This is a genomic window from Rhizobium sp. TBD182, from assembly GCF_001950375.1.
Classification (GTDB): Bacteria; Pseudomonadota; Alphaproteobacteria; order Rhizobiales; family Rhizobiaceae; genus Agrobacterium; species Agrobacterium tumefaciens.
The window spans coordinates 111,177-137,043 of sequence record NZ_BDLN01000004.1; the positions used below are offsets into that span (position 1 = coordinate 111,177).

Annotated in this window: 23 protein-coding genes and 1 pseudogene; 14 read left to right on the plus strand and 10 right to left on the minus strand. The window is 58.0% G+C overall.

The features are described 5' to 3' along the window. Window positions 1–43 precede the first annotated feature (43 nt). The 10 genes and pseudogenes from obgE (at window position 44) to T18_RS14785 (ending at window position 10,079) form a co-directional block, all read left to right on the plus strand. Window positions 44–1,111: a GTPase ObgE gene (gene obgE / locus T18_RS14740; RefSeq protein WP_038492538.1), complete on the plus strand. Its 1,068-nt coding sequence runs from the start codon at window positions 44–46 to the stop codon at window positions 1,109–1,111. After that, window positions 1,108–2,277: a glutamate 5-kinase gene (gene proB / locus T18_RS14745; RefSeq protein WP_003516458.1), complete on the plus strand. Its 1,170-nt coding sequence runs from the start codon at window positions 1,108–1,110 to the stop codon at window positions 2,275–2,277. The genes obgE and proB overlap by 4 nt, the downstream gene beginning before the upstream one ends. After that, a complete protein-coding gene (locus T18_RS14750; protein WP_038492535.1) occupies window positions 2,270–3,556 on the plus strand; it encodes a glutamate-5-semialdehyde dehydrogenase in 1,287 nt (428 codons plus the stop codon). Before proB ends, T18_RS14750 begins: the two co-directional genes overlap by 8 nt. 42 nt (window positions 3,557–3,598) lie before the next feature. Next, window positions 3,599–4,183: a nicotinate-nucleotide adenylyltransferase gene (locus T18_RS14755; protein ID WP_075807713.1), complete on the plus strand. Its 585-nt coding sequence runs from the start codon at window positions 3,599–3,601 to the stop codon at window positions 4,181–4,183. Between the two features lie 94 nt (window positions 4,184–4,277). Next, window positions 4,278–4,722 (plus strand): annotated as a pseudogene (rsfS, locus tag T18_RS14760) (ribosome silencing factor). A gap of 158 nt (window positions 4,723–4,880) precedes the next feature. After that, window positions 4,881–5,363 carry a 23S rRNA (pseudouridine(1915)-N(3))-methyltransferase RlmH gene (gene rlmH / locus T18_RS14765; protein ID WP_003516464.1) on the plus strand — a complete coding sequence of 161 codons (483 nt, stop codon included), beginning with the start codon at window positions 4,881–4,883 and terminating at the stop codon, window positions 5,361–5,363. 160 nt (window positions 5,364–5,523) lie between these two features. Beyond that, window positions 5,524–6,930, plus strand: a complete 1,407-nt coding sequence (locus tag T18_RS14770) for a murein hydrolase activator EnvC family protein (RefSeq protein WP_035198824.1) — start codon at window positions 5,524–5,526, stop codon at window positions 6,928–6,930. Next, entirely contained in the window at window positions 6,920–8,245 is a 1,326-nt protein-coding gene (locus tag T18_RS14775; protein WP_003516467.1) for a S41 family peptidase, read from the plus strand. The genes T18_RS14770 and T18_RS14775 overlap by 11 nt, the downstream gene beginning before the upstream one ends. 63 nt (window positions 8,246–8,308) lie before the next feature. Further along, window positions 8,309–9,508: a divergent polysaccharide deacetylase family protein gene (locus T18_RS14780; protein WP_025594653.1), complete on the plus strand. Its 1,200-nt coding sequence runs from the start codon at window positions 8,309–8,311 to the stop codon at window positions 9,506–9,508. A gap of 58 nt (window positions 9,509–9,566) precedes the next feature. Beyond that, complete coding sequence (locus tag T18_RS14785) at window positions 9,567–10,079, plus strand: RNA pyrophosphohydrolase (RefSeq protein WP_013636972.1); 513 nt, start codon at window positions 9,567–9,569, stop codon at window positions 10,077–10,079. A gap of 48 nt (window positions 10,080–10,127) precedes the next feature. On the opposite strand, the gene bfr is transcribed toward T18_RS14785, so the two are convergent. The 4 genes from bfr to T18_RS14805 all read right to left on the minus strand — a co-directional run bounded on the left by bfr (window position 10,128) and on the right by T18_RS14805 (window position 13,184). Further along, the gene (gene bfr / locus T18_RS14790) at window positions 10,128–10,613 is read right to left on the minus strand and encodes a bacterioferritin (protein WP_003516472.1); all 486 of its coding nucleotides are present in this window, start codon (window positions 10,611–10,613) and stop codon (window positions 10,128–10,130) included. Next, complete coding sequence (locus T18_RS14795) at window positions 10,579–10,890, minus strand: bacterioferritin-associated ferredoxin (protein WP_013636971.1); 312 nt, start codon at window positions 10,888–10,890, stop codon at window positions 10,579–10,581. The genes bfr and T18_RS14795 overlap by 35 nt, the downstream gene beginning before the upstream one ends. A gap of 262 nt (window positions 10,891–11,152) precedes the next feature. Continuing rightward, window positions 11,153–11,878 carry an acetoacetyl-CoA reductase gene (phbB, locus tag T18_RS14800; protein ID WP_013636970.1) on the minus strand — a complete coding sequence of 242 codons (726 nt, stop codon included), beginning with the start codon at window positions 11,876–11,878 and terminating at the stop codon, window positions 11,153–11,155. A 127-nt stretch (window positions 11,879–12,005) separates the two neighbouring features. Continuing rightward, a complete protein-coding gene (locus tag T18_RS14805; RefSeq protein ID WP_038492527.1) occupies window positions 12,006–13,184 on the minus strand; it encodes an acetyl-CoA C-acetyltransferase in 1,179 nt (392 codons plus the stop codon). A 241-nt stretch (window positions 13,185–13,425) separates the two neighbouring features. Between T18_RS14805 and phaR the strand changes: the two genes are divergently transcribed. Further along, window positions 13,426–14,001, plus strand: coding sequence for a polyhydroxyalkanoate synthesis repressor PhaR (gene phaR, locus T18_RS14810; protein WP_003516476.1), 576 nt, complete (start codon window positions 13,426–13,428; stop codon window positions 13,999–14,001). Window positions 14,002–14,052: 51 nt separating this feature from the next. Here the strand turns inward: phaR and T18_RS14815 are convergent, their stop codons facing one another. Together T18_RS14815 and T18_RS14820 are read right to left on the minus strand one after the other, a co-directional pair. Further along, entirely contained in the window at window positions 14,053–15,429 is a 1,377-nt protein-coding gene (locus T18_RS14815) for an MFS transporter (protein ID WP_038492525.1), read from the minus strand. A 106-nt stretch (window positions 15,430–15,535) separates the two neighbouring features. Further along, a complete protein-coding gene (locus tag T18_RS14820) occupies window positions 15,536–20,296 on the minus strand; it encodes an NAD-glutamate dehydrogenase (protein WP_038492522.1) in 4,761 nt (1,586 codons plus the stop codon). A 541-nt stretch (window positions 20,297–20,837) separates the two neighbouring features. On the opposite strand from T18_RS14820, the gene T18_RS14825 reads away from it, so the two are divergent. Further along, window positions 20,838–21,407: a CarD family transcriptional regulator gene (locus tag T18_RS14825; RefSeq protein ID WP_003492641.1), complete on the plus strand. Its 570-nt coding sequence runs from the start codon at window positions 20,838–20,840 to the stop codon at window positions 21,405–21,407. Between the two features lie 62 nt (window positions 21,408–21,469). Here the strand turns inward: T18_RS14825 and T18_RS14830 are convergent, their stop codons facing one another. Continuing rightward, the gene (locus T18_RS14830) at window positions 21,470–21,973 is read right to left on the minus strand and encodes a L,D-transpeptidase family protein (RefSeq protein ID WP_038492519.1); all 504 of its coding nucleotides are present in this window, start codon (window positions 21,971–21,973) and stop codon (window positions 21,470–21,472) included. 286 nt (window positions 21,974–22,259) lie between these two features. Here T18_RS14830 and T18_RS14835 point away from each other — a divergent pair, with 286 nt between their 5' ends. Then, the gene (locus tag T18_RS14835; protein ID WP_003492637.1) at window positions 22,260–22,943 is read left to right on the plus strand and encodes a response regulator transcription factor; all 684 of its coding nucleotides are present in this window, start codon (window positions 22,260–22,262) and stop codon (window positions 22,941–22,943) included. A gap of 117 nt (window positions 22,944–23,060) precedes the next feature. Then, window positions 23,061–23,516: a cyclic nucleotide-binding domain-containing protein gene (locus T18_RS14840; protein ID WP_013636965.1), complete on the plus strand. Its 456-nt coding sequence runs from the start codon at window positions 23,061–23,063 to the stop codon at window positions 23,514–23,516. An 18-nt stretch (window positions 23,517–23,534) separates the two neighbouring features. Here the strand turns inward: T18_RS14840 and T18_RS14845 are convergent, their stop codons facing one another. The 3 genes from T18_RS14845 to T18_RS27715 all read right to left on the minus strand — a co-directional run. Then, window positions 23,535–24,338, minus strand: a complete 804-nt coding sequence (locus tag T18_RS14845; RefSeq protein WP_013636964.1) for an exodeoxyribonuclease III — start codon at window positions 24,336–24,338, stop codon at window positions 23,535–23,537. Window positions 24,339–24,502: 164 nt separating this feature from the next. Beyond that, window positions 24,503–25,177 (minus strand): outer membrane lipoprotein carrier protein LolA, encoded by a 675-nt coding sequence (locus T18_RS14850; protein WP_013636963.1) that lies wholly within the window; start codon window positions 25,175–25,177, stop codon window positions 24,503–24,505. Window positions 25,178–25,332: 155 nt separating this feature from the next. Then, the coding region (locus T18_RS27715) for a DNA translocase FtsK (protein ID WP_323455226.1) at window positions 25,333–25,867 on the minus strand (535 nt) is incomplete at its 5' end.

The following is a 25,867-nucleotide window of genomic DNA, read 5'->3' on the forward strand; positions in this document are numbered from 1 at the left end:
TCCTTGAGCTGATGTGCCCGCAAACCGACAGAACGGCAGTCCGATGAAATTTCTCGATGAAGCAAAAATCTATATCAAGTCCGGTGATGGCGGCGCGGGCGCCGTTTCCTTCCGGCGCGAAAAATTCATCGAGTTCGGCGGCCCTGATGGCGGCGATGGCGGACGCGGCGGCGATGTCTGGATCGAGGTGGTCAACGGTCTCAACACGCTGATCGACTTCCGCTTCCAGCAGCATTTCAAGGCCTCGATCGGACAGCACGGCATGGGTAAGACCCGCACCGGCGCCAAGGGTTCCGACGTGGTTCTGAAAGTGCCTGTCGGCACGCAGATTTTCGAGGAAGACAACGAGACGCTGATCGTCGACCTGACAAAGGAAGGCCAGCGTTTTCGTCTTGCCGCTGGCGGTAACGGCGGTTTCGGCAACGCCTATTTCAAGTCTTCGACCAATCAGGCGCCGACCCATGCCAATCCGGGCCTTGCGGGCGAAGAAAAGACGCTCTGGCTTCGCCTGAAGCTGATCGCTGACGCCGGTCTCGTTGGTCTGCCAAATGCAGGTAAGTCGACATTCCTCGCGACCGTGACGCGCGCGCGGCCAAAGATTGCCAATTACCCCTTCACCACGCTGCATCCGAACCTCGGCGTCGCGACCATTGACGGCCGTGAATTCGTGCTGGCCGATATTCCCGGCCTGATCGAAGGTGCGCATGAGGGTGTGGGCATCGGCGACCGTTTCCTCGGCCACGTTGAGCGCACCCGTGTGCTTCTGCATCTCGTCTCCGCGCAGGAAGAAAAGGTCGGGCAGGCCTATAAGACTGTTAAGGCCGAGCTGGATGCCTATGGCGGCGGCTTGACCGACAAGCCGGAAATCGTGGCGCTTTCGCAGATCGACGTGGTGGACGAAAAAGAACTGAAAAAGAAGGCAAAGGAACTGGAAAAGGCCTGCGGCCGTCCTCCGCTCCTTCTGTCTGCCGCTGCCCACATTGGTATGACGGAGGCGCTGCGCGCCCTTCGCGACATCATCGTCTCGGCAAGCAATGGCGGCGAGACCGCCCTTCCCGACCGCTCAATGCCTGTGGATAGCGAGGCCGAGGAAGAGGACGATCGCCTATGAGCCTCACCCGCAAACCGCTGGGTAGCCACCACCGGATCGTCATCAAGATCGGTTCGGCACTTCTGGTGGACCGGAAAAGCGGGCTCAAGAAAGATTGGCTCGACGCCATTTGCGAGGACATCGCTGCGCTGAAGAAAAACGGCGCAGATGTTCAGGTGGTGTCTTCTGGCGCCATCGCGCTCGGCCGCACGGTGCTCGGTCTGCCCTCCGGCGCATTGAAGCTGGAGGAAAGCCAGGCAGCGGCGGCCGTTGGCCAGATCGCTCTGGCGCGGGCATGGTCGGAAAGCCTGTCGCGGCATGAGATCGTTGCTGGCCAGATTCTGCTGACGCTGTCCGACACCGAGGAGCGCCGCCGTTACCTCAATGCGCGCGCCACCATCAACCAGCTGCTGAAGATCGGTGCCATTCCGATCATCAATGAAAACGACACGGTGGCAACCACCGAAATCCGCTACGGCGACAATGACCGTCTGGCCGCCCGCGTGGCCACCATGACCGGTGCCGATCTTCTGGTATTGCTGTCTGATATTGACGGGCTTTACACGGCTCCGCCGCATCTTGATCCGGATGCGAAGTTCCTTGAGACGATTGCAGATATTACGCCCGAGATTGAGGCCATGGCAGGCGGTGCGGCTTCCGAGCTTTCACGCGGCGGCATGCGTACCAAGATCGATGCCGGCAAGATCGCGACCGCTGCCGGCTGCGGCATGATCATCGCTTCCGGCAAGACGCTCAATCCGTTGAAGGCCATCGAAAACGGCGCCCGCTCCTCGTGGTTTGCGCCATCAGGCACACCGGTGACGGCGCGAAAGACCTGGATTGCCGGTCAGTTGCAGCCGGCAGGTGAGATTCATGTGGATGCGGGTGCGGAAAAAGCGCTCTATGCCGGTAAAAGCCTGCTTCCCGCGGGCGTGCGGGTGGTGAAGGGCAATTTTGGACGCGGCGATGCGATTGCCATTATCGGCGTTGAAGGCCGAGAGGTCGCGCGCGGCCTTGCAGGCTACGATGCGGAAGAGGCGCGTCTTATCATCGGTCACAAGTCCAACGAGATCGAGGCGATACTTGGCTATGTCGGGCGTGCGGCGATGATCCATCGCGACGATCTGGTAATGACGGGTGCCGCCGTGAAAGTTAAAAATACTGAAAAGGATGAGGTCCATGCCTGAACAGGCCGTGAAGCAGAGCCATGATATTGATGCACTGATGATGACCATCGGTGCACAGGCAAAAGCTGCTTCGCGACCGTTGTCCATCGCAGGTACGGATCAGAAAAACCGTGCGCTTCTCGCCATGGCGTCCGCCATCGAGGCGTCGAGGGAAACGATCCTTGCCGCCAACAGGAAAGATCTGGCGGCGGCGGATAATAGCGGCCTTGCCGCTTCCTTCATCGACAGGCTTACGCTTGACGATGCGCGGATCGCCGGCATCGCCGAAGGCATCCGCTCGGTTGCCGCGCTGCCTGATCCGGTTGGCGAAGTTATTGCCGCCTGGGATCGCCCGAACGGTCTGAAGATCGAGCGCGTGCGCACGCCGCTTGGCGTCATCGGCGTGATTTACGAAAGCCGCCCGAATGTGACTGCAGATGCCGGCGCGCTCTGCCTCAAGGCGGGCAATGCGGTCATCCTGCGCGGCGGCTCGGATTCGCAACATTCATCGCGTGCTATCCATGCCTGTCTCGTCGAGGGCCTGAAGATTGCCGGCCTTCCCGAGCATGCCATTCAGCTGGTACCGGTCACCGACCGCGCTGCCGTGGGCACGCTTCTTGGTGGATTGAATGGCGCGGTTGACGTGATTGTCCCGCGCGGCGGCAAAAGCCTGGTTGCGCGGGTGCAGTCTGAGGCGCGGGTTCCGGTCTTTGCGCATCTGGAAGGTATTTGCCATATCTATGTCGACGGATCGGCCGATCTCGACATGGCGAAACGCATCGTCGTGAATGCCAAGATGCGCCGCACCGGCATTTGCGGCGCGGCGGAAACGCTGCTGGTGGATGCCGCTGTTGTTGCCACGCATCTTGAACCGCTCGTCAAGGGCCTGATCGAGGCCGGTTGTGAAGTACGCGGTTCGCAGGCCGTGCGTAATGTTGTCGAGGGCTTGAAAGCCGCAACGGAAGATGACTGGCGCACCGAATATCTCGATGCGATCATTTCGGTTGCTGTCGTGGACGGTATTTCAGGCGCGATCGACCATATCAGCACCTATTCGTCCAACCACACGGAGGCGGTGATCGCCGAGGACCCAGCGGTGGTCGAGCGTTTCTTCAACGAACTCGATTCGGCCATTCTGCTGCATAACGCTTCCACGCAATTTGCCGATGGCGGTGAATTTGGAATGGGTGCGGAAATCGGCATCGCCACGGGCAAGATGCATGCACGCGGCCCGGTTGGTGTCGAGCAGCTCACGTCGTTCAAATACCGCGTGCATGGCACCGGTCAGACGCGGACCTGATAGTTGCTGGTCGAAACACACCTCGACAGACGTTATCTCACCATGCCGCATGCGGAGCGCGGCATGGTCGTCGGGCTGTTCGGCGGCTCCTTCAATCCGCCGCATGCCGGCCATGCCCTTGTTGCCGAAATAGCGCTTCGCAGGCTGGGTCTAGACCAGCTCTGGTGGATGGTGACGCCAGGCAATCCGCTGAAAAGCCGCTCGGAGCTGGCATCTCTGGAGGATCGTATCGCTGCCTGCGAAAGGCTGGTCAGCGATCCCCGCATCAAGGTGACGGCTTTTGAAAAATCGCTGGGGATCAGCTACACGGCCAATACGCTTGCCAAGGTGAAAGCAAAAAATCCGCATGTTCGCTTCATCTGGATCATGGGAGCCGACAATCTGAAAAGCTTCCATCGCTGGCAACAATGGCGAAGGATCGCCGAGACATTTCCGATTGCGGTGATCGACCGGCCGGGTTCCACCCTCTCCTACCTCTCCTCCACCATGGCGCAGGCCTATAGCCAGGCGCGGATCGATGAGGATGATGCGGGTGTTTTGTGGAAAAAAAAGGCGCCTGCCTGGGTCTTTATCCATGGTCCGCGTTCGACGCTCAGTTCGACGGCGCTCCGCAATAATCACAAATGATGTATGCGACAGCCGTTGAAGGCTCCATATCTTGAAAAGTTAATGCTTTGGTGCCACCTTAATCTGGTGACGCACAGATTCGCGTCGCCAGTGCCTGTTTTGTCATTCTTGGAAAGGGAAAACCTCTGACAACAGTACACGCCAAGGGAAGAGCATTTGTTGCTATCCCGAAGGGTCAGGACAGTGGCGCCGATGCCGCCGACCACGCCCTCGAAACCGTCCTCGCGAGCCTCGAGGACTCCAAGGCTGAAGATATCGTATCTCTCGACATTGCCGGAAAATCGGCGCTTGCGGACTACATGGTAGTGGTCTCCGGGCGATCGAACAGGCATGTCTCGGCGATCTGCGAGCATCTTCTCAAGGATATGAAGGATGAAGGGTTTGGAAGCGCCCGCGTCGAAGGTCTGGAGACCGGAGATTGGGTGCTGATCGATACCGGCGATATCATCGTTCATGTGTTTCGTCCGGAAATCCGTGTCTTCTACAACATTGAAAAAATGTGGGCGACGCCGGAAATGCCGGAAGACACGCTGCATTGATGCGGTGAGCCTTTGACGTCGCACATCGGGCCTCCCGAATATCCTGTGTGATTTCGGGTCGATGTGTCTGGTCGGAAAGCAAGCCGGCCGCATAGGAATCCGTAGGCTATGCTGTTAAGAGCGTGACCCTGTTGGGTCACGATGGATGCAGGTTTGCGATGCGGATTTCGATTTTTGCGGTGGGACGGCTGAAATCCGGCCCAGAAAAGGATCTTGCGACGCGTTATATCGAACGCCTTGCCAAGACCGGCCCGGCGATCGGGCTGGAGTTTTCGCGCGTGATCGAGGTCGCGGAAAGCCGGGCATCGAACGCGGAGACGCGCAAGCGCGAAGAAGCGGCGATGCTGGAAAAACATCTGGCTGATGGTACCGTGCTAGTGCTGCTGGACGAGCGCGGCAAGGCGCTGGATAGCCCGGCCTTTGCCTCATTTTTTGGCGATCTGCGTGATAGCGGCAAGCGCGACCTCGTGATCGCGATTGGTGGCGCCGACGGGCTAGATCCTGCACTTTACGACAGAGCGGCGGCCGTTCTTAATCTCGGCAAGCTCACATGGCCGCACCAGATCGTTCGTATTCTGATCGCCGAACAGCTTTACCGCGCCGTCACCATCCTCTCCGGTCATCCCTATCATCGCGTTTGAGCGTGATCTTCATGTGGAAAATTGTCTCAATTTCAACATGAAGCTTCGCGAGACGGAAAGGCGTGGAAGGCTTTGCAGCCAGCCTGTTTCTGGCCTCTTGGAAGATTGGGGCAAAATCCCTAGTATCGGCGCTCCTGCTTCGGCATCAAAGAAAGTTCAAATGGACAAGAGGTCTCAACGAAAACGCCACGCTGCCCTTGCGGGCGCGGTTTTCGCTGTCCTTGTCCTGGGGATTTCCCCCGTTGAACGCGCCTTTTCGCGCGATGATGCGGGTGCTGCGCCTGCTGGTGAGGGTGATACGTCGCCGGAGGCGCTTCAGACGCTGGAAAAGCGCCGTGATCAGAACCGCCAGGATCTGGAAGAGCTGGTCGACAGCATCGGACTTTCGGAAGACAAGACCCGAAATCTCGAGGAAAGCATTGCTTCCCTTAATCAGGATAGCGCCCGTATCCGCGACGAGCTGATCGCGTCGGCTGCACGCCGCAAGGCGCTGGAAACCAAGATCAGCGATGGCGAGGATCGTCTGGCCAAGCTTTCGGTCCGCGAAGATGGCGTCAAGGCATCCCTGCGCGAGAGGCGTGGTGTGCTGGCGGAGGTTCTGGCGGCGCTGCAGCGTATGGGCAGAAACCCTCCCCCGGCCCTTCTCGTTTCGCCTGATGATGCGCTGGCTTCGGTGCGCAGCGCCATTCTTCTCGGCGCCGTCGTGCCCGGCATTCGCGGTGAGACCGACAAGCTGGTTTCTGCTCTCAAAGAATTGACCGACGTCAGGCAGGCAATCGCTCGCGAAAAGGACGATCTTACGGGTATGATGACGGCAAGTCTGGAAGAGGAAAAACGCCTCGACCTGCTGCTTGCTGAAAACGACCGCAGAAATTCGCAGACGGCCGCGGCGCTGGAGGCGGAACGCAAGCGATCCGAGGAGCTTGCAAGCAAGGCGACAAGCCTGGAGGGTCTGGTCGGTTCGCTTGAAAGTGAGATCAGTTCGGTGCGGGAAGCCATGGAAAGGGCGCGTGCGGAAGAGCAGCGCGTGGCCCGTCTTTCCGAAGCGGAACGTGAGAAGGAGCGTGCCGCAGCCGAGGCGGGAATGCCCGATAAAAACCGTATTGCGCCCGCATATCCCTTCGCGAGTTTGAAGGCAAAGCTGGACCTGCCGGTGGCTGGAGATGTCTTGCGCCGGTTCGGCGATGCGGATGGTACGGGCCACTTTTCCAAGGGAATTGTCGTCGCGACCGGACCTGAGGCCATCGTGACGGCACCCGCAGACGGCTTTGTTGTATTTGCCGGAGATTTTCGCAGTTACGGCCGAATGATCATCCTCAATACGGGTGACGGATACCATGTGGTCATGACGGGAATGGACAATGTGAGGACACGGCAGGGAATGTTTGTGTTCTCCGGAGAGCCAATCGCCTCCATGGGTGCAAAAAGAGTAGCGAGTGCAGCAGCATTGGCGCTGGAAACCGACCGGCCAACGCTCTACATTGAGTTCAGGAAAGATGGTGTGCCGGTTGATTCCCAACCTTGGTGGACCGCAAAAAATACCGGAAGGGCGCACAATGATTCGTAAGGTTTCGCTTCTCCTTATCGGTGGGCTTATGGGCGCCACGGCGATGAGTGTGATTTATTCGGCGAGCATGCCGGCACAGGCGGCCGGGCCTTCGACCTATAAGGAACTGTCAATCTTTGGCGACGTGTTCGAACGTGTGCGTGCGCAATATGTGACGCCGCCGGATGACGAGAAGCTGGTCGAAAATGCCATCAACGGCATGCTCAGCTCGCTTGATCCGCATTCGAGCTTCATGAATGCCAAGGACGCCAACGACATGCGCACCCAGACCAAGGGTGAGTTCGGCGGTCTCGGCATCGAAGTGACCATGGAAAATGAACTGGTCAAAGTCATCTCGCCGATGGACGACACGCCGGCTTCGCGCGCAGGCATTCTTGCCGGCGACTATATTTCGGAAATCGACGGTACGCCGGTTCGCGGTCTGAAGCTGGAGCAGGCGGTCGAGAAGATGCGCGGCGCGGTCAAGACGCCGATCAAGCTGACGATCATCCGCCAGGGCGCCGACAAACCGCTCGAATTCACCGTCATGCGTGATGTCATTGCCGTACGCGCGGTCAAGTCCCGTGTCGAGGGCGATGTCGGTTATCTCCGCGTCATCTCATTTACCGAGAAGACCTATGACGATCTCGAAAAGGCGATCAAGAAGATCAAGACGGATGTGCCGGCTGACAAGCTGAAGGGCTACGTGCTCGATCTGCGTCTCAACCCCGGTGGTCTGCTCGATCAGGCGATAAATGTTTCCGACGCCTTCCTCCAGCGTGGCGAAGTCGTTTCGACCCGCGGCCGTAACCCGGACGAGACCCGTCGCTTCAATGCGACAGCTGGCGATCTGACCGATGGCAAGCCGGTTATCGTGCTCATCAACGGTGGCTCTGCTTCGGCGTCTGAAATCGTCGCCGGTGCGCTGCAGGATCTGCGTCGCGCGACTGTGGTCGGCACGCGCTCCTTCGGCAAGGGTTCGGTCCAGACGATCATCCCGCTCGGCGAGGCCGGCGCGCTGCGTCTGACCACGGCGCTTTATTACACGCCGTCTGGCAAATCGATCCAGGGCACGGGCATTACGCCTGATATCAAGGTCGAACAGCCGCTGCCGCCGGAATTGCAGGGCCGTGTCACGACCGAAGGTGAATCCAGCCTGACCGGCCATATCAAGGGCCAGAGCGAAACGGACGAAGGTTCGGGTTCTTCAGCTTACGTTCCGCCGGAAGCCAAGGACGATATCCAGCTGAATTATGCGCTGGACCTGTTGCGCGGTGCCAAGACCGATCCGTCGTTCCCGCCGAACCCGGACAAGGCTGTGGTCAACAAGCAGTAAGATGGATGCGCCGGCCAGCCGGCGCATTTTCTCGATTGCCTAACCGTTTGGACGGATCGTTCATTGCCTTCTGACCTGCGAAAACCGCTTCTGGGTCGACAGAAAAAAAGCGCCGGTATCAACCGGCGCTTTTCCGTCATTATGGTTCTGTCCGCGCTTGCAGTTCTGACGATCGGCGGGCTTTCCGTCTATACGGCCCTGTCGCCCGGCAATCTGCAGAAGACGGCTTCCGGGCCGGACACCCAGCCCCAGCTCCCCGAAGATGCTCCGAAAACAGCAGCAGCCGATGTGGCGGATCCCAACGACACGGCTGGTCTGAAGCCGGAAAGCGGCCGCTCCGGCGCCAATATAAATCGGGCGACGATGCCGGATGGCAATGTGGTGTCGGTCTATTCTCCTCGCCCCCGTGACAGCGACGGACCGGTGCTGATGAGCGGCCAGACCTACGGTCAGGATCCGCGCATGGCCACGCGGCCGAATGATGCATTGCTGGAAGAAACCGCATTCGGCAGATTGCCGGTCGTCGGTGCCGATGGTTTGCGGCCGATGGAGCAATATGCCCGGCCATGGTCCGGCGCACGCGGCACCCGGGTGGCGATCGTGGTCGGTGGTCTCGGCCTCAGCCAGACGGGTTCGCAAAAGGCGATCCGGGAACTGCCGCCGGAGGTGACGCTCGGTTTTGCTGCAAGCGGCAACAGCCTGCAGCGCTGGATGCAGGAAGCACGCCGTGAGGGGCATGAAATCCTTCTCCAGATACCGCTGGAGCCCTTCGGGTATCCCGGCACCAATCCCGGCCCGGACACGCTACTGGCGGGCGATCCCGCGAAGGTCAATATCGACCGGCTGCATCGCTCCATGGCGAAAATTACCAATTATACTGGCATCATGAATTATCTCGGCGGGCGTTTCCTTTCCGAGCAGGCGGCGCTCGAGCCGGTCATGCGCGATATCGGCAAGCGCGGGCTGCTTTTTCTGGACGATGCCTCTTCGGCGCAGTCGCTGAGCGGCGGGATTGCCAAAGCCATTTCCGCGCCGCAGGGCTTTGCCGATGTTCTGCTTGACGGTGAGGTCACCGAAGCCACTATCCTGCGCAAGCTGGACGAATTGGAGCGGATCGCGCGACGTAACGGTCAGGCGATTGGCGTTGCCTCGGCTTTTGACGAAAGCATCGCTGCAATCTCGAAGTGGTCGCGGGAGGCGGGCGGTCGTGGTATTGAGATCGTTGGTGTTTCTGCGCTTGTCTCGCAGCAGGCGGGGCAGTAAACCTTCTGCGCGGCCATTCCTTAGCGCCTTTTCGGCGCGCAGACAGTGCGGGTTTCCAATGACAATCAAAGCAGAAGATTTGCCTTACCGTCCCTGTGCGGGGATTATGGTTCTGAACGCCGAAGGCCTTGTCTGGGCCGGCCGGCGCATCAGGGAAGGCAATTCGGAATATGACGGTTCACCGCAATTGTGGCAGATGCCGCAGGGCGGCATCGATGACGGTGAACGGCCTTTGACGGCCGCCATTCGCGAACTTTACGAAGAGACGGGGATGAAAACGGTGACGTTGCTGGCGGAAGCGAGCGACTGGATCCATTATGATCTGCCGCCCGAACTGATCGGCATCGGCCTGAGAGGCAAGTATCGCGGGCAGGCGCAACGCTGGTTTGCCTTCCGTTTCGATGGCGACGAAAGCGAAATCCAGATCGACCCACCTCCAACAGGGCATACGGCTGAATTCGACGCCTGGGACTGGAAGCCGATGGAAAGCCTGCCAGAGCTCATCGTGCCCTTCAAGCGCGCGGTCTACGAGAAAGTGGTTGCGGAATTCCGGCACCTTGCCGGCAAGTAATAAAAAAGGCGGCCACTGGCCGCCTTTTCTTTGGTCGATTGCGAAAGCTTATTCTGCTTCGTTGGCGGAATCGGCGTTGAGTTGGCCGTATTTTTCCGCACCGATCTTGCCGAGCAGTTCGAGCTGGGTCTCAAGGAAGTCGATGTGACCTTCCTCGTCGATCAGCAGTGCTTCGAAGAGCTTCATCGAGACATAGTCTCCGGCCTCGGAACAGATGTCGCGCGATTTCTTGTAGGACGTCCGTGCGTCATATTCGCCCGCCAGATCGGCTTCGAGCACTTCCTTGACGTTCTGACCGATGCGCAGGGGAGCCAGGGTCTGGAGGTTGGGATGACCTTCCAGGAAAATGATACGATCGATGATCTTGTCGGCGTGCTGCATCTCTTCGATGGATTCCGCACGCTCCTTCTTTGCAAGCTTGGTGTAGCCCCAGTCATTCAGAAGTCGGTAGTGAAGCCAATACTGGTTTACCGCACCGAGTTCTAGAAAAAGGGCTTCGTTAAGCCGCTCGATGACTCTTGTGTCGCCTTTCAATGTCCGCTCTCCTGTTCTCTTCATGGAATCGCTTCAAGCGGGACATAAAATCAAAAACATCTGCTTCCGTCGAGTGGCGACGGGCGTGATATTCTTCGGTTGTCTGTATGATCAGGTCGACGACAGTCGGGAAACAGCCGCAGCAGCGGCCACGTTTTTCCATGGCATGATACACTTTTGCCGGAACGATAAGCTGCCAACAGTCCTCATCGAGGAGCTCGTTAATGACGTCCCGGATATCGTGGTCGGTGATGTAATTGCAGCTGCAAACCAGCATGATCGACTGCCTGTATGACGCAACACGTTGTTTTCGTTCTTAAACCAAAACAGGACACCCACTGTCAAGAAAAACCTCCGAGGATATCCGAAAGTTAACTCTGGATTCATTCTAAACTATACGAAAACTGTCGTATTTTCATTAGTTTAGCAGTTCCTATATTGCGGTATTTTTCGATCAAGTTTTTGTGCGTGGCGATATTACCAGGGCGGATATCACGAAAAGTTTACCTGCTTCCTTCCCGTTAGAAGGGGTGCCGATCTCAGGCGAAATATTGCCCGCCATTTGCGGTCATCGTGGAGCCGGTTATGAAACCAGCCTCGTCCGACACGAGAAACAGGACGCAGCGCGCGATTTCTTCCGGTTCGCCCAGGCGCCCGACCGGGATTTGCGGCACGATCCGCTCGGCCAGCACTTTCTCCGGTATAGCCCTCACCATCTCCGTGCCGATGTAACCGGGGCAGATGGCATTGACGGTAATGTTGCGGCTTGCGCCTTCCTGGGCGAGCGCCTTGGTGAAGCCGATATCGCCAGCCTTTGAGGCGGAATAGTTGACCTGGCCTGCCTGGCCCTTCTGGCCATTGATGGAGGAAATATTGACGATGCGACCGAAGCCGCGGTCGCGCATACCCGGCCAGACGGGATGCGTCATGTTGAAGACGCCGGTGAGGTTGGTGTCGATCACCTCGCGCCATTGCTGCGGTGTCATCTTGTGAAACATCGCATCGCGGGTGATGCCGGCATTGTTGACGAGAACCTCGACGGGGCCGAAGGCCTCTTCAACCTGGGCTATGCCTTTCACGCAGGCATCATAGTCACGCACGTCCCACTGAAACGCGGGTATGCCGGTTTCTTTCTGGAAGGCCTCTGCCCTATCGGTCGTAAAGGCGTAATTGACGGCCACCTGGTAGCCGGCTGCCTGCAAGGCGCGGGCTATTGCTGCGCCTATGCCGCTTGTCCCGCCCGAAATCAACGCAACCCGGCTCATATGGCCTCCATTTCCTGAACTGTTTTAGCCGTGCTCAACGGCCACAGAAATGCGGCCAATGGGAGACCGCTTCTACCCTATTGGCCGCTGAACCGGAATTGCTTTTTGGAAGGCCGCACGACGGTTTTCAGAGCGCCTCGATGCACATGGCAACACCCATGCCGCCGCCGATGCAGAGCGTCGCGAGGCCCTTCGATACGTTGCGGCGGCGCATCTCGAAAATCAGCGTGTTCAGCACACGGGCGCCGGATGCACCAATCGGATGGCCGATGGCAATCGCACCGCCATTGACGTTGACGATATCAGGATCAAGACCAAGCTCACGCACGACAGCGCATGACTGGGCGGCAAAGGCTTCGTTGGCCTCAACGAGGCCGATATCGCCGATCGACCAGCCTGCCTTGGCCAGCGCCTTGCGTGAGGCGGGGATGGGGCCGGTTCCCATGATCTGCGGATCGACACCCGCCGTCGCCCAGGAGGCGATGCGCGCCAGCGGTTTGATACCGCGCTTTGCCGCTTCCTGCTCCGACATCAAAAGTGTGGCAGCAGCGCCATCATTGAGGCCGGAGGCGTTGCCGGCCGTTACCGTGCCCTCCTTGTCGAAGGCGGGGCGCAGCTTTGCCATGGTTTCCAGCGAGACGCCGGTACGGATATGTTCGTCAGCATCGATGATGATATCTGCCTTGCGGCCCTTGACCGAGAAAGCCACGATCTCATCTGCAAAACGGCCGGCGCTCTGCGCGGCTTCGGCCTTGTTTTGAGATGCGACAGCGAACTGGTCCTGTTCATCACGGGAAAGCTGCCATTGCCGGGCGATGTTCTCGGCGGTTATGCCCATGTGGTAGCCGTAAAAGGCATCCGTCAGGCCGTCTTTCAGCATGGTGTCGATCATCTTGAAATCGCCCATCTTCACGCCACCGCGCAAATGGGCGCAATGGGGCGCCATGGACATGGATTCCTGCCCGCCGGCAATGATGATGGCCGCGTCGCCGGTAACGATCTGCTGCATGCCGAGTGCGACGGCGCGCAGGCCGGAACCGCATAGCTGATTGATGCCGAAGGCGGTTGCTTCCTGCGGAATGCCGGCTTTCATCGCCGCCTGCCGCGCCGGGTTCTGCCCTTCGCCTGCCGTCAACACCTGACCAAGGATGACCTCATCGATCTCATGGGCTGCGACACCGGCGCGCTCCAGGACGGCGTTGATGACGGTTGCCCCAAGCTCGTGGGCGGGCGTATTGGCAAAGCCACCATTGAAAGAACCGACGGCAGTGCGCGCAGCGCTGGCAATCACGATTGAAGGCGTCATCTGTTTCTCCTCACTTGCGGGCGGAGACTGGCAAAGCTTTGAATACAAGTCAAATGCCGAAAGTTGCTTTAAAAGATGTTGCTAAATCAAGCCGGAATCTTGCGGAAAATTGCTGCGCAAAAAACAAACTGTTGCGATGCACAAAACATTTGTCACGGGGCTTGTTTTGCGCATACACTTCGCGCGGGAAGAGCAATAACACCAAAAAACAAGAAAATACCATCATCGCGAGGAGGCGGGCATGGCAAAACACGACGGCGAAACAATCATTAAAAAATATGCCAACCGGCGGCTCTACAACACCGGAACCAGCACCTATGTGACGCTGGATGATCTGGCGCAGATGGTTAAACGCGGCGAGGACTTCAAGGTTCAGGACGCCAAATCATCCGAAGACATCACCCATGCGGTTCTGACGCAGATCATTGTTGAACAGGAAGCCAAAACCGGCAATACGCTTTTGCCAACGGCGTTTCTGCGGCAGTTGATCTCCTATTACGGTGACCAGATGCAGATGGTCGTTCCGACATTTCTCGAACATTCGATGAAAACCTTTTCCGATCAGCAGAGCCAGATGCAGGAGCATATGGCCAAGGCGTTCGGTGACGGGTCGCTTGCCCGGAATTTCCAGGCTCCATTGCAAATGATGGAAGAGCAGATCCGCCGCAATACGGAACTGTTCCGGCAGGCAATGCAGGGGTTCACGCCTTTTGCAATGCCGCAGGCGCCCAAGGAAACGCGCAAGCCGAATGCATCCGAAATCGACGAGCTGAAGTCGCAGCTGCGCGCATTGCAGCAAAAACTCGATCAGCTCTGAAGGAGGCTGGAGCATTTCGGGTGAGACCCCTCAAATGCTCTCTCCGGTTCTTCAGTTTGCTGCCCGTTCCGGGACGCGCAACAACAGAACAAACCCCAACCCCAGAAACACGATGAGGGTGGCCATGCCGATGTGTGCGGAGCCACTAAGGTAGGTTGCTATTGAAAAGGACAGCGTCGCCATGAAGCTAGTGGCGCGGCCCGATAGCGCATAGATGCCGAAGTAGCGTCCCGCCTCGGCAACGGTGATGTTGCGCGCCAGATAGGAACGCGACGAGGCCTGAACGGGACCGAAGGCGAGGCCAATCAATATGCCATAGAGCAGATAGGCCTTTTCCGCGCCGGTTGCGAAGATGCCGCCATTATCCGCTGTCGGCAATTGGATCCAGCCAAACAGTGTCGAGCCCTTTTCTGTCGAGACGATGCCGACCGTCGCGATGAGCAGAAGAACCAGGCTGATGAGGATGGTGATCCGCGAGCCAAGTTTCTGATCGACGCGCCCGGCCGCAAAGCAGCCCACGATGGCGACAACGTTGAGCAGGATGCCGAAGAGGCCGATTTCCATCGTCGCCCAGCCGAACATTCCCGCCGCAAATACGCCACCCAGAATGAGCACGCCGTTGACGCCGTCCTGATAAAGCATACGTGCAATCAGGAACCGCAACAGGACGGGTCTGTCTCGAAGTTCGCGCAGGGTGGTCTTGAGCTCCGCAAGACCAGAGCGGATCGCCGCTCCGAAGGGTAGGCCCCTGTCCGCATCCGGGGTCAGCAGAAACATCGGCAGAATGAATAGCAAATACCAGATTGCGGCTATCGGGCCGGTTATTCTGGCGTCCTCGCCGGTTGCGGGATCGAGACCGAAAAGCGGCTTGATGCCGGCGATAGTCAGCCCTGTCTGTGGATTTGCGGCCAGAAGCGTCACCACGGCAATTAGCACCACCATGCCGCCGAGATAACCGAGCCCCCAGGCGAGATTGGAAATGCGTCCGACATTCTGCGGATTGGTCAGTCGCGGCATCATGGAATCGTTGAAGACGATCGAAAACTCCGCCGCGATGGATGCGAATATCATGCAGACGATGGGCAGGATGATCGGCGAACCCGGTGCTGCAAACCAGAGGAATAAAAGACTGACGATCTTGATGGCGGCAAAAAAGGCGATCCACGGTTTGCGCGCGCCGGACTGGTCGGCAATGGAGCCGAGGATGGGCGAGAAGAGGGCGATGATGATCGAGGAGACCGTCGCCATGTTGCTCCATGTCGCCTGCGCCGAAATAGGATCATCGGTGAGGCGGGCGACAAAGTAGGGTCCGAAAACGAAGGTCGTAACGACCGTGAAAAAGGGCTGTGCCGCCCAATCGAACATGACCCAGCCCCAGATGCCGCGTTTGGCAACCACTGTTTCCGCATTTGGGGAGGGGACAGTCATTCATCGTCCTATCGGATATGGGGGATAAAATGCGTGATGCCGGCGCAAACGCTTCATTTATGGCCATCCGGGCCAGTCACCCGGATGGCGTTCGTCGAATGGTCGATCAGCGCGTCTGAACGATATCACCAAGCAGCCCCGCCGCCACTGTCAGGCGGGCGAGGTTGGTATCGCCGCTTTCGCTCAGTGCACCGAGTTCCGAGACGATGCGATTGACGCGCACGCGGTCGGCCGCATACCAGGCCTGAACCGGGTCCTTTTCCTTCGCATACTCGGTGAGGGCCGAGATGACGATCCGGCGTCTCGACAAGGCGATCTGGTCCTGGCTGCGCAGAAGAGCCAGGCTCTCGTAGTGATCTGCCGGCGTGATGCGCTGGCTGGCATCCAGCAGCCGCGCGACACGGAAGGTCGAGGAGACCGTGGCGTAGCTTTCGGCGGCGCGGGCAAGCGTCGTGCCCGCATTTTCGGCGATACGCATGATCTCTGGCACATAGACCAGCAGGGAAAGCGTATCCAGCTCCTCCAGAAGGCCAGAGGGAACACCGTCGATTTCCGTGACGCCAAGCTCGCGGCGATATTTCGCCGCTGCCGGCGATAGCGTCTTGATGGCAGTTTTCAGGCGCTCGATTTCGGTTGCCATGTCGCTCGTTCCAGCGCCCACGCTCCCGGTTTGCAAATAAAGCCTGCTTGCATCGGAGTAGATGCGGGTGATCGTGGCATAAAGTCCGTTCTGGACTTCTCCGCCGATCTTTCCGTCAAGCGCGTCGACCTCGCTCCAAAGACGTTTGAGGCCGAAACCGTCCTCCACGATCACCGCTGCCTTGACGACATCCGCCGACAGGAGGCCGCTCGCATCGGCGAGTTTCTGCACGAAGCCAGGGCCGCCGCGGTTTACCACGGCATTGGCGAGCGCTGTCGCAACGATTTCGCGGTGCAGGCGATGCGCCTTGATATCGTCTGCATAGTTCTTCTGCATCTTGGCCGGGAAATAGTCTGCGAGCAGATGCTGGAGATAGGGTTCGTCGGGCAGCGGGCTTGCCACCAGAGCGTCGAACAGTGTCAGCTTGGCATAGGAAAGCAGCACGCCGATTTCCGGCCGGGTCAGCGGCTTGCCGGTGGCATATCTTTCGCTGAGCTCGGCATTGCTCGGCAAGGTTTCGACCTTGCGGTTCAGTTGGCCGGTTGCCTCCAGCGCGCTCATCAGGCGGCCGAGTTCTTCCCGGTTTGCAAGCCCAAGCCGCTCGGTCAGCGAGATTGCCAGCGATTGCAGGTAGTTGTTGCGCAGCACGAGCTGCGCCACTTCCGGCGTCATGGAGGCAAGAAGCTGGTTGCGCTTCGGCATCGTCAGGCGACCGCTATTGACTGCGGAGGCGAGGGCGATCTTGATGTTGACCTCGACGTCGGAGGAATTCACGCCGGCCGAGTTGTCGATGGCGTCGGAATTGCAACGCCCACCCGCCAGCGCATAGGCGATACGGCCCTTCTGGGTAATGCCGAGATTGGCGCCTTCGCCGATGACCTTGGCGCGCAGCTCGGTGGCGTTGACGCGGATGGGGTCGTTCGCCCTGTCACCCACCTCGGCGTTGGTTTCCACCGCCGCCTTGATATAGGTGCCGATGCCGCCGAACCACAGAAGATCGGTTGGCGCCTTCAGAATGGCGGTCATGATCTCGAAGGGTGTAGCGACGGATTTGTCGATGCCGATGGCAGCGACGGCTTCCGGCGTCAGCGTCACCGATTTTTCGGAACGCGAGATGATCATTGCGCCTTTAGAGAGCGTTGAACGGTCGTAATCCTGCCAGCTTGAGCGTGGCAATTCGAAAAGCCGCTTGCGCTCAGCGAAGGATTTGTCGGTATCGGGATCCGGATCGATGAAGATGTCGCGATGATCGAAAGCTGCGATCAGCCTGATCTTTTCCGACAGCAACATGCCGTTACCGAAAACGTCGCCGGACATGTCGCCGACACCTGCCACTGTGAAGGGCGTGGTCTGGATGTCGGTGTCCATTTCGCGGAAATGACGCTTTACCGTTTCCCAGGCACCGCGCGCGGTGATGCCCATCTTCTTGTGGTCGTAACCGGCGGAACCACCCGATGCGAAGGCATCGTCCAGCCAGAAGCCGGCGTCGTGGGCGAGGCCGTTTGCCGTATCGGAGAATGTCGCGGTCCCCTTATCGGCGGCGACGACGAAATAGGGATCGTCACCATCAAGCCGCAACGTATCGGCCGGCGGTACCACGGCGTCGTCGACGATATTGTCGGTGATGGACAGAAGAGTGCGGATATAGGTCTTGTAGGCTTCACGGCCTGCATTGAAGACCTCGTCGCGGGAGCCGCCAACAGGCAGGTTCTTCGGGAAAAAGCCGCCCTTGGCGCCAACGGGAACGATCACCGCATTCTTGACCTGCTGCGCCTTGACGAGACCGAGCACTTCCGTGCGGTAATCCTGGCCGCGATCCGACCAGCGCAGACCGCCGCGCGCCACTTTGCCGAAGCGCAGATGCACGCCTTCTACTTCCGTTCCGTAGACGAAGATTTCGCGGAAAGGACGTGGATCGGGCAGGCCGTCCAGATGTTTGGGATCGAACTTGAACGCCAACAGGTCACGCGGCGTGCCATCGGTGTTTTTCTGGAAGTAGTTGGTACGAAGCGTGGCGTCGATGGCGTTGACATAACGCCGCAAGGTGCGGTCTTCATCGAGATTTGGAACACCGCTCAATGCAGCTTCGATTGTCTTGTGCATCTCTGCCAGTTTCTTCAGCCGCTTCTTCTCGTCGATGGACGGATCGAAGCCAGCCTTGAACAGCGCGAAAATATTCCGTGAAATGGCCGGATATTTAAAGAGCGTTTCGGAAATATGCTCCTGGGAATAAACGATTCCGGTCTGGCGCAGATAACGGGCATAAGCGCGCAGGACGGACACTTCGCGCACGGTAAGGCCGCAGGCGAGGATCAGCCGGTTAAAGTTGTCATTATCGACCTTGCCCGAGAAGGCAGCAAGGAATGCTTCTTCGAGTTTCTGTCCGTATTGCGGCAGATCGAGCGTCACGCCCTTGGCGACGGCGAGTTCCATATCATGCAGCACGATGTCGCGCTTTTCGCCATCCGAGATGACACCGATGTCGAAGGTGCGCTCACTGATGACGTTGAAACCGAGGTTTTCCAGCAGCGGCACACGGCGCGACAGTGGCAGATGGCCATCCCGATGGAAGATCTTCAGCGACAGCGTCTCAGCTGACTGGCCTTCCTGCTGGTAAAATTCGATGCGGACCGGCTCACCCTTCACAGTGGCCAGAATATCCGCCATATCGCCAATCGCTTCTTCCGGCGTGAAGGCTTCCTGATAGGCCTGATCCACCTCCAGCACCGGCGCACCAGGTTCGGAAAGGGCAACGAAATGGTCTATCCAGCGTGCTGCGATATCGCTGACGGCATCCTCCAGCTTGTCCTGCGCGATACGCGGCGTCTTGCCCTCCGTGCGGCCGACGATGAAATGGACGCGGGCGACAGCGCCTTCGGGGAAGGCAGGGTAATAGGCGGAAATATGCCCGTCATAGACCTTGCTAAGATAGTCGCCGATCTTCTCGCGCACATAGGAATTGTATTCCTCGCGCGGCACGAAGATGATGGCCGAGACGAAGCGGTCGAAACGGTCGATACGTGCGAGAACGCGCACGCGTGGCCGGTCGCTCAGTTCCATGATTTGCTCGATGAAGCGGATCAGAAGATCCGTTTCGATCTGGAAGAGATCGTCGCGCGGATAGGCTTCCAGCGTGTTCTGCAGAATGCGGCCGGAGTGGCTGTTCGGATCAAAACCGAAATGCCGCTCGACATCCGCAATTTTGGCACGTAGCAGCGGGATGTGCTTTACCGAACGCGTATAGGCGGTGGCGGTGAAAAGGCCGACGATGCGCAATTCACCGATGACATTGCCATCCTCGTCGAAGCGCTTGATGCCGATATAATCCATATAAGCGCGGCGATGCACGATGGACTTCACATTTGCCTTGGTGACGATGAGGAAATCCGGACCGTCGAGGAAGGCGAGGATTTCAGGCGTCGTTGTCACGGCGTCCTTGCCAAGGCGCAGCACGCGCACATCCGGATCGCTCAAGCTGCCGAGGCCGACGCCGTCACCGCGTTCGATTTTCGCGTTCTTTCCCGTTCCGGAATAGGTGTAATCGCGCATGCCGAGGAAGGTGAAATTGTCGTTGCGAAGCCAGTTGAGAAACTCGACGGCTTCCGCGCGCTCGGTCTTGCGCCGCGAGGAGCCGCGTTTGGACAATTCGTCTAGGGCTTCGTCGAGTTTCGACAGCATGGGCCGCCAGTCCCTATAGGCGGACTGAACCTGCGCCAGCACGAAACGCAATCTTTCTTCCAGCGCCGTTGCGGCCTGCTGGGTCAGTGGGGCGATGTGCAGCTGAATGAGGCTGATATTCCCGGCGGGATCGTCATCAGGCTCCGCAAGGCGATAACCCGCCTGCGCCGTTGCATCCGGCACCAGAATGGGGTGGACCGCGAGATAGAGGCCGCGATAGCTGCTTGTGACCTCACCCATGACGGAATCGTAGAGGAAGGGCATATTGCGGCCGATAATCGTCAGAACCGTTACCGGAATATCCCGCGGGGTGACGCCCTCCACCTGGGCGATGCTGATATGGGGCGCGTCTCCAGTCCAGCGCGAAAGAGCCTCGAAACTGTGCGCCGCGCTTGCGGCCAACATTTCGGCGGAATAATATTCTATGTCGTCGGCGCTTGCTCTTCCATAGAGTATACCCGGATCAAGAAATGGCGCGTTTTCGGCAAGTGCCTGCTGTCGTGCTTTTTCGATCTGTTTTTCGCGTTTTGGATTATTTCTGTAGCCCATTTGATGTGGATTCCTCCAAAAATCACACTTTAACGTAAAAAAGCACCGTCAATTTGCGGATTTTGCCTTTTCATTCGAATCGGATATTGGCGTGTAATTACGAAGAGTTTAAGAGGCTTTCGTGTTTCTTCAGTTGGGAAGTGAAATTTTTTTGCTTCTTATACGGTAGGGACCGGTTACGAAGCATTTGACAGTATTCCGGTAGCCCATTTATAGGTGGTTCTTTGGCCGCCATGTGATGTTGCGGCCACGGTCGAAGCAAATTATTGATTTGTGCCTATTTTTGTGGTACACCAACGATACTGATCCACAGCGTGGCATTTGTGTGCCCAAAAACACCACGAAAGCAACACCTCTTTTGCACGCGGTTTCCGTGACATATCGAGCGTTTACGTTATCGAAGCCCGCAATGCGGGATGGTGTGTTTTTGCGTGCACGGCTGGACCAGTGCGGAGTCACCTGACGGTTCCCCCGTCTCATCAGGGCCTGACCGACCCAACCCCGGCGTTGCCGGGTATGTAACAGGGAGTTTTTAGAACGAATGACGACCCAGCAGAAGAAATCTCCAGCACATCACGGTTTCAAAACCGGTGAAGCGATTGTGTATCCCGCTCATGGTGTCGGTACCATTTCTGCCATCGAGGAACAAGAAGTTGCCGGCATGAAGCTTGAGCTTTTTGTCATCGATTTCGAAAAAGACAAGATGCGTCTTAAAGTGCCCGTCGCTAAAGCCGTGAGCATCGGCATGCGCAAGCTTTCCGAAGGCGATTTTGTCGAGCGGGCGCTGAAAGTGGTGCAGGGCAAGGCGCGTGTGAAGCGTACCATGTGGTCGCGCCGCGCCCAGGAATATGATGCGAAAATCAATTCCGGCGATCTTATCGCGATTGCTGAAGTTGTGCGCGATCTTTACCGTGCGGAAAACCAGCCGGAGCAGTCCTATTCCGAGCGTCAGCTTTACGAAGCTGCTCTTGATCGCATGGCGCGCGAAATTGCTGCTGTCAACAAGATGTCTGAAACCGAGGCTGTTCGCCTGGTGGAAGTCAACCTTGCCAAGGGTCCGAAGCGCGGCAAGGCCGTCGAAGAGGACGATTCTCAGGAAGAAGCCGCGTAATCACCGGCTTTCTCCTTTTTTAAAAAAACCCGCCAAGAATGGCGGGTTTTTTTGTGCCTGATCTACACGATGCGAATTTTCGTACCCTTGCGCATATAAGGCAGAATGCGCCTCATGTCGCGGGGATGGAGAGCGACGCAGCCGGCGGTCGGCTCATATCCCGGGCGGATCATATGCATGAAGATTGCCGAACCGCGGTTCCGACTTCTCGACGTGATGTTCCAATCGAGCACGAGGCAAACGTCATAAAGGCCGTCCTTTCGCATCATCTCCTCGTGGCTCAGTGCGAAAGGGGACTTGACCAACCTGTTGTAACTGGCGCTGCGTGGCTCGTCGCACCAAAGCATGGATTGCTGCGTCCGTTGCATCGGCAATGTCGTGGCGATGGCGGGGTTACGGTCGCCGCGATAAAATCCGTGCAGCAGACGCGTGACGGAAATCGGTGACTTTCCATCTCCCTCGCGTTTGAGCACGGTGCGGCCGTTGCGCCCGATCGCTGCGGGAAAGGTGAGATGCCCGAGCTGAACGATGGCCCGGCTTATTTTCAAAGGCGCAGGCCGAACCATGAGCGTTGATGCGCGTTTATGTTGCTTTACGGGCTGTCTGCTCATGTTTTTCACGAGATTTTGCTTTGCAGGTTATCTAACGTGAAGTCATAGCACTTCGTAATATCATGGCAATGGGTTGACCTTTTATCGGCAAACCGCTGAATTGGCTGACAATTAGAGCGCCGTGCCTTATTTCGGAGGCACAATGGATGCTCTAACTCTTTTAAACTACGCATTGCGCCTTCCGAAAATCAACGGCGATTTTTGGGCCTATGCGCTAAAGTAAGAAAGGCTGAGAATCCGAATGACGGCTCGCACTATCCTTTTGGTGGACGACGACGACGATCTTCGGGAGACGCTGACTGAGCAACTATCTCCCTATGAGGAATTCTCGCTTCTGAGCGGAGCAAACGCTGCGCAGGCGATGCAGACCGCAAAGACTGCCCAGGTCGATCTCCTGATCATGGATGTCGGCCTTCCTGACATGGATGGCCGAGAGGCGGTGAAGCTGCTGCGCAAGGGTGGCTTCAAGGCACCGATCATCATGCTGACCGGGCACGATACCGATTCCGACACTATTCTCGGTCTCGAAGCGGGCGCCAATGATTATGTGACGAAGCCATTCCGCTTCGCCGTCCTTCTGGCCCGCATCCGGGCGCAGCTGCGTCAATACGAGCAGAGCGAGGATGCGGTTTTCACCGTTGGCCCCTATCAGTTCAAACCCAGCCAGAAGCTGCTGACGACTGAAGACGGCAAAAAAATCCGGCTGACGGAAAAGGAAGCGGCGATCATCCGTTATCTGTACCGCGCCGGGAGCGCCGTCGTTACCCGCGACGTCTTGCTGGAAGAGGTCTGGGGTTATAATTCCGGAGTGACGACGCATACGCTCGAAACGCATGTGTATCGTCTGCGCCAGAAGATCGAGCGAGACCCCTCCAATGCCGAAATTCTGGTGACCGAGAACGGCGGATACAAGATCGTTCCCTGAACGAACGCCCTTTCTGCGTCCGAGAGGACGCAGAATATTCTAACATCTTGTATTTTGAAGGCCGATATCCGAAAACCGCTATAGTGGTGCAGGCGGTTTTCTGGAGTAGCAATCGACATGGCCTTGACGGATGACATCATGCTTCTGGGGCAAGTGCCGTTGTTTGCGGGCTTCAGCGACGATCAGTTGCGGCTGATCGCCTTCGGCGCGGAACGCCGCCGCGTGGCGGCGGGTCAGACTTTGTTCCGGGAACATTCCCCGGCCGAGTGCGCCTTCGCGGTGACGTCAGGCCATTTCGAGCTATTTACGGCCGGGCGGGATGGAAAACCCGCGTTGCAGGCGACACCGGGCAAGGGGGCGCTTCTTTCTGAGCTGGCGCTTTTCACGCTCTGTGAGAGGAAATTTACCGCCATTGCCGCGGAGGATTCCGAGGTCATCCGGATAACGCGCATTCTCTTTCACCGGCTGGTGGAGGAGTTTCCGGAGGTTGCCGATATCGTGACGGCACGCATTCGCGATAATATCGCCGCACTCGCGGCGGGCGCGGCCCGTTTGCAGAACCGTTTCTCCTGATTTTAAAGAGCCAGCGCTTCAGAAACGGAAATGGGCCGTAACCGGAACGTGGTCGGATGGCCGGTTCCAGCCGCGTGCTTCGCGCAAGATATCGATCTTTTCAAGCGAAGGGCCGAGATCCTGCGACGACCAGATATGGTCGAGACGGCGGCCACGGTCTGCGGCTTCCCAATCCTTGGCGCGGTAGCTCCACCAGGTATAAATCTTTTCACTATCAGGCACGTTCAGCCGCATCAGGTCGAGCCAGTTGCCCTTCTTCATGATATCGAGCATGCCGTCGGTTTCCACCGGTGTATGGCTAACGATCTTCAGCAGTTGCTTGTGCGACCAGACGTCATTTTCAAGCGGCGCGATGTTGAGATCGCCTACGAGAATGGACGAGGTGCCGGGCACGCCGTCGGCGCGAAGCGCCTTCATCTCTTCGATAAAATCCAGCTTGTGGCCGAATTTCGGGTTTATCGACCGGTCGGGTTCGTCACCGCCAGCCGGAACATAGAAATTATGCAGCCGTATGCGGCGCGATCCAACCTGAAAAATCGCGGAAATGTGTCGTGCATCGCCTATACCGCAATAGTCCTGACGATGATCTTCTGTCAGCGGAATTTTCGAAGCGATCGCCACACCGTGGTAGCCCTTCTGGCCATGGATGATGACGTGCTCGTAACCGAGCGCCTTCAGCGGCTTCATCGGAAACTCGCCATTGGGGCATTTCGTTTCCTGCAGGCAGAGAATGTCGGGTTTGTAACGCACCAGAAACTGCTCCACGATCGGCATTCTGAGCCTGACCGAGTTGATGTTCCAGGTGGTTATCGAAAACGACATGCATGTGCTCCGCTTCTATAGCCTCGAAGCCGATTGTTTCGAGACATGTTTCCGGGGCGCAGGCTTATAACATCGCGATGAAAACGGGAATGCATTTTAGCGGCAAAATAAAAAAGGCGACCGCAGGGCCGCCTTTTGAACTGTCGCCGTGGACCGCCCGGCCTTTAGCCGCGTTTGCGGACTTCTTCGTAGTTGATGTTGAAAACGCGTTCGTCGAGGTTAACGCCCGTCTGCACGTTGAAGATCATGACAGTCGTGTCCTTGTTCTGGGCATCGGTTGTCGTCCATTGCCTCAGATCGAAGGTTTTCGGGTCAAACATCAGGGTAATGGTGGAATCGCCGAACACGCTCTTGTCACCCAGTACGATGGTAGTCAGGTCCGACTCTTCCTTCACGTTCCGGACCTTCTGGTTGCTCAGATCGATCTTGTCGGACAAAAGCAGGCTGAGCGGGGTCTTTGACAATGGATACAAATCCCATGTCTTCAGCTTCATGTTGCCGATGACGACATTCTTGCCGTCGGAGATGACCCGCATGGGCGAGGGGTCTTCATAATTGAATCGAAGCTTGCCGGGCCGTTCGATGTAAAATTTGCCCCCGGTCTGTTCACCGCGCGGGCCAAACTGGACAAACTCTCCCATCATGGTTTTGACCGACGAGAAGTGATTGGCAATTTTCTGCGCGGTCGCGCTGTTACCGGCAGCCTGAGCAAATGCGTTGAGCGGCGACAGGCCGGCCATGACCGCAGCCATGGAAAACGCCGTCAGCACGCCACGTCGCGTCACGCCGTTCTCTGGTGTGTTTGCGGTGGCAATCTCGCCGGTGGTGAGGTCGTTCATTCTGTTCTCCTTCATCGCAGCGATTTTCCGCATAAAGGCGGCGGCTTCATGACGTTGAAAGCGTGTATTAACGCTTCTTCGCCCCGCTTGGTTGCCGTCTTCGCCTCACGCGTGTCGTTATCCCGAAACCACGACAGCCTTGTGGGCGACGGGCATTACCGCTCGATGATGTCTGCTTCCGTTGGTACGAGTATTTCGCGTTTTCCGGCATGATTGGCGGGGCCGATGATGCCTTCCTGCTCCATGCGTTCGATCAGCGAGGCGGCGCGGTTGTAGCCGATGCCGAGACGCCGCTGGACGTAGGAAGTGGAGGCCTTGCCGTCCCTCAGCACGACAGCCACGGCCTGATCATAGGGGTCTTCCGAATCGGAGAAATTGCCGGCGCCGGCCGGGCCGCCGCCATTGCCTTCCTCATCGTCTTCCTCGGTGATCGCTTCCAGATATTCCGGCGTGCCTTGCGTCTTGAGATAGGCGACGATCTCTTCCACTTCATTGTCGGAGACGAAGGGACCGTGCACGCGCTGGATGCGGCCGCCACCGGCCATATAGAGCATGTCACCCATGCCGAGCAGCTGTTCGGCGCCCTGTTCGCCCAGAATGGTGCGGCTGTCTATCTTCGACGTTACCTGGAAGGAGATGCGGGTCGGGAAGTTCGCCTTGATGGTGCCGGTGATGACGTCGACGGACGGG

Bases quoted from the DNA above. Each gene is read 5' to 3' on its own strand.
- T18_RS14830 (WP_038492519.1), bottom strand. From the start codon at position 21,973: ATGGTTCGGCCTGCGCCTTTGAAAATAAGCCGGGCCATCGTTCAGCTC.
- T18_RS14820 (WP_038492522.1), bottom strand. From the start codon at position 20,296: ATGGGCTACAGAAATAATCCAAAACGCGAAAAACAGATCGAAAAAGCA.
- T18_RS14755 (WP_075807713.1), top strand. From the start codon at position 3,599: ATGCCGCATGCGGAGCGCGGCATGGTCGTCGGGCTGTTCGGCGGCTCC.
- T18_RS14840 (WP_013636965.1), top strand. From the start codon at position 23,061: ATGGCCTTGACGGATGACATCATGCTTCTGGGGCAAGTGCCGTTGTTT.
- T18_RS14770 (WP_035198824.1), top strand. From the start codon at position 5,524: ATGGACAAGAGGTCTCAACGAAAACGCCACGCTGCCCTTGCGGGCGCG.
- T18_RS14750 (WP_038492535.1), top strand. From the start codon at position 2,270: ATGCCTGAACAGGCCGTGAAGCAGAGCCATGATATTGATGCACTGATG.
- proB (WP_003516458.1), top strand. From the start codon at position 1,108: ATGAGCCTCACCCGCAAACCGCTGGGTAGCCACCACCGGATCGTCATC.
- phaR (WP_003516476.1), top strand. From the start codon at position 13,426: ATGGCAAAACACGACGGCGAAACAATCATTAAAAAATATGCCAACCGG.
- T18_RS14825 (WP_003492641.1), top strand. From the start codon at position 20,838: ATGACGACCCAGCAGAAGAAATCTCCAGCACATCACGGTTTCAAAACC.
- obgE (WP_038492538.1), top strand. From the start codon at position 44: ATGAAATTTCTCGATGAAGCAAAAATCTATATCAAGTCCGGTGATGGC.
- T18_RS14850 (WP_013636963.1), bottom strand. From the start codon at position 25,177: ATGAACGACCTCACCACCGGCGAGATTGCCACCGCAAACACACCAGAG.
- phbB (WP_013636970.1), bottom strand. From the start codon at position 11,878: ATGAGCCGGGTTGCGTTGATTTCGGGCGGGACAAGCGGCATAGGCGCA.
- T18_RS14835 (WP_003492637.1), top strand. From the start codon at position 22,260: ATGACGGCTCGCACTATCCTTTTGGTGGACGACGACGACGATCTTCGG.
- T18_RS14815 (WP_038492525.1), bottom strand. From the start codon at position 15,429: ATGACTGTCCCCTCCCCAAATGCGGAAACAGTGGTTGCCAAACGCGGC.
- T18_RS14795 (WP_013636971.1), bottom strand. From the start codon at position 10,890: ATGCTGGTTTGCAGCTGCAATTACATCACCGACCACGATATCCGGGAC.
- T18_RS14805 (WP_038492527.1), bottom strand. From the start codon at position 13,184: ATGACGCCTTCAATCGTGATTGCCAGCGCTGCGCGCACTGCCGTCGGT.
- T18_RS14785 (WP_013636972.1), top strand. From the start codon at position 9,567: ATGACAATCAAAGCAGAAGATTTGCCTTACCGTCCCTGTGCGGGGATT.
- rlmH (WP_003516464.1), top strand. From the start codon at position 4,881: ATGCGGATTTCGATTTTTGCGGTGGGACGGCTGAAATCCGGCCCAGAA.
- T18_RS14775 (WP_003516467.1), top strand. From the start codon at position 6,920: ATGATTCGTAAGGTTTCGCTTCTCCTTATCGGTGGGCTTATGGGCGCC.
- T18_RS14845 (WP_013636964.1), bottom strand. From the start codon at position 24,338: ATGTCGTTTTCGATAACCACCTGGAACATCAACTCGGTCAGGCTCAGA.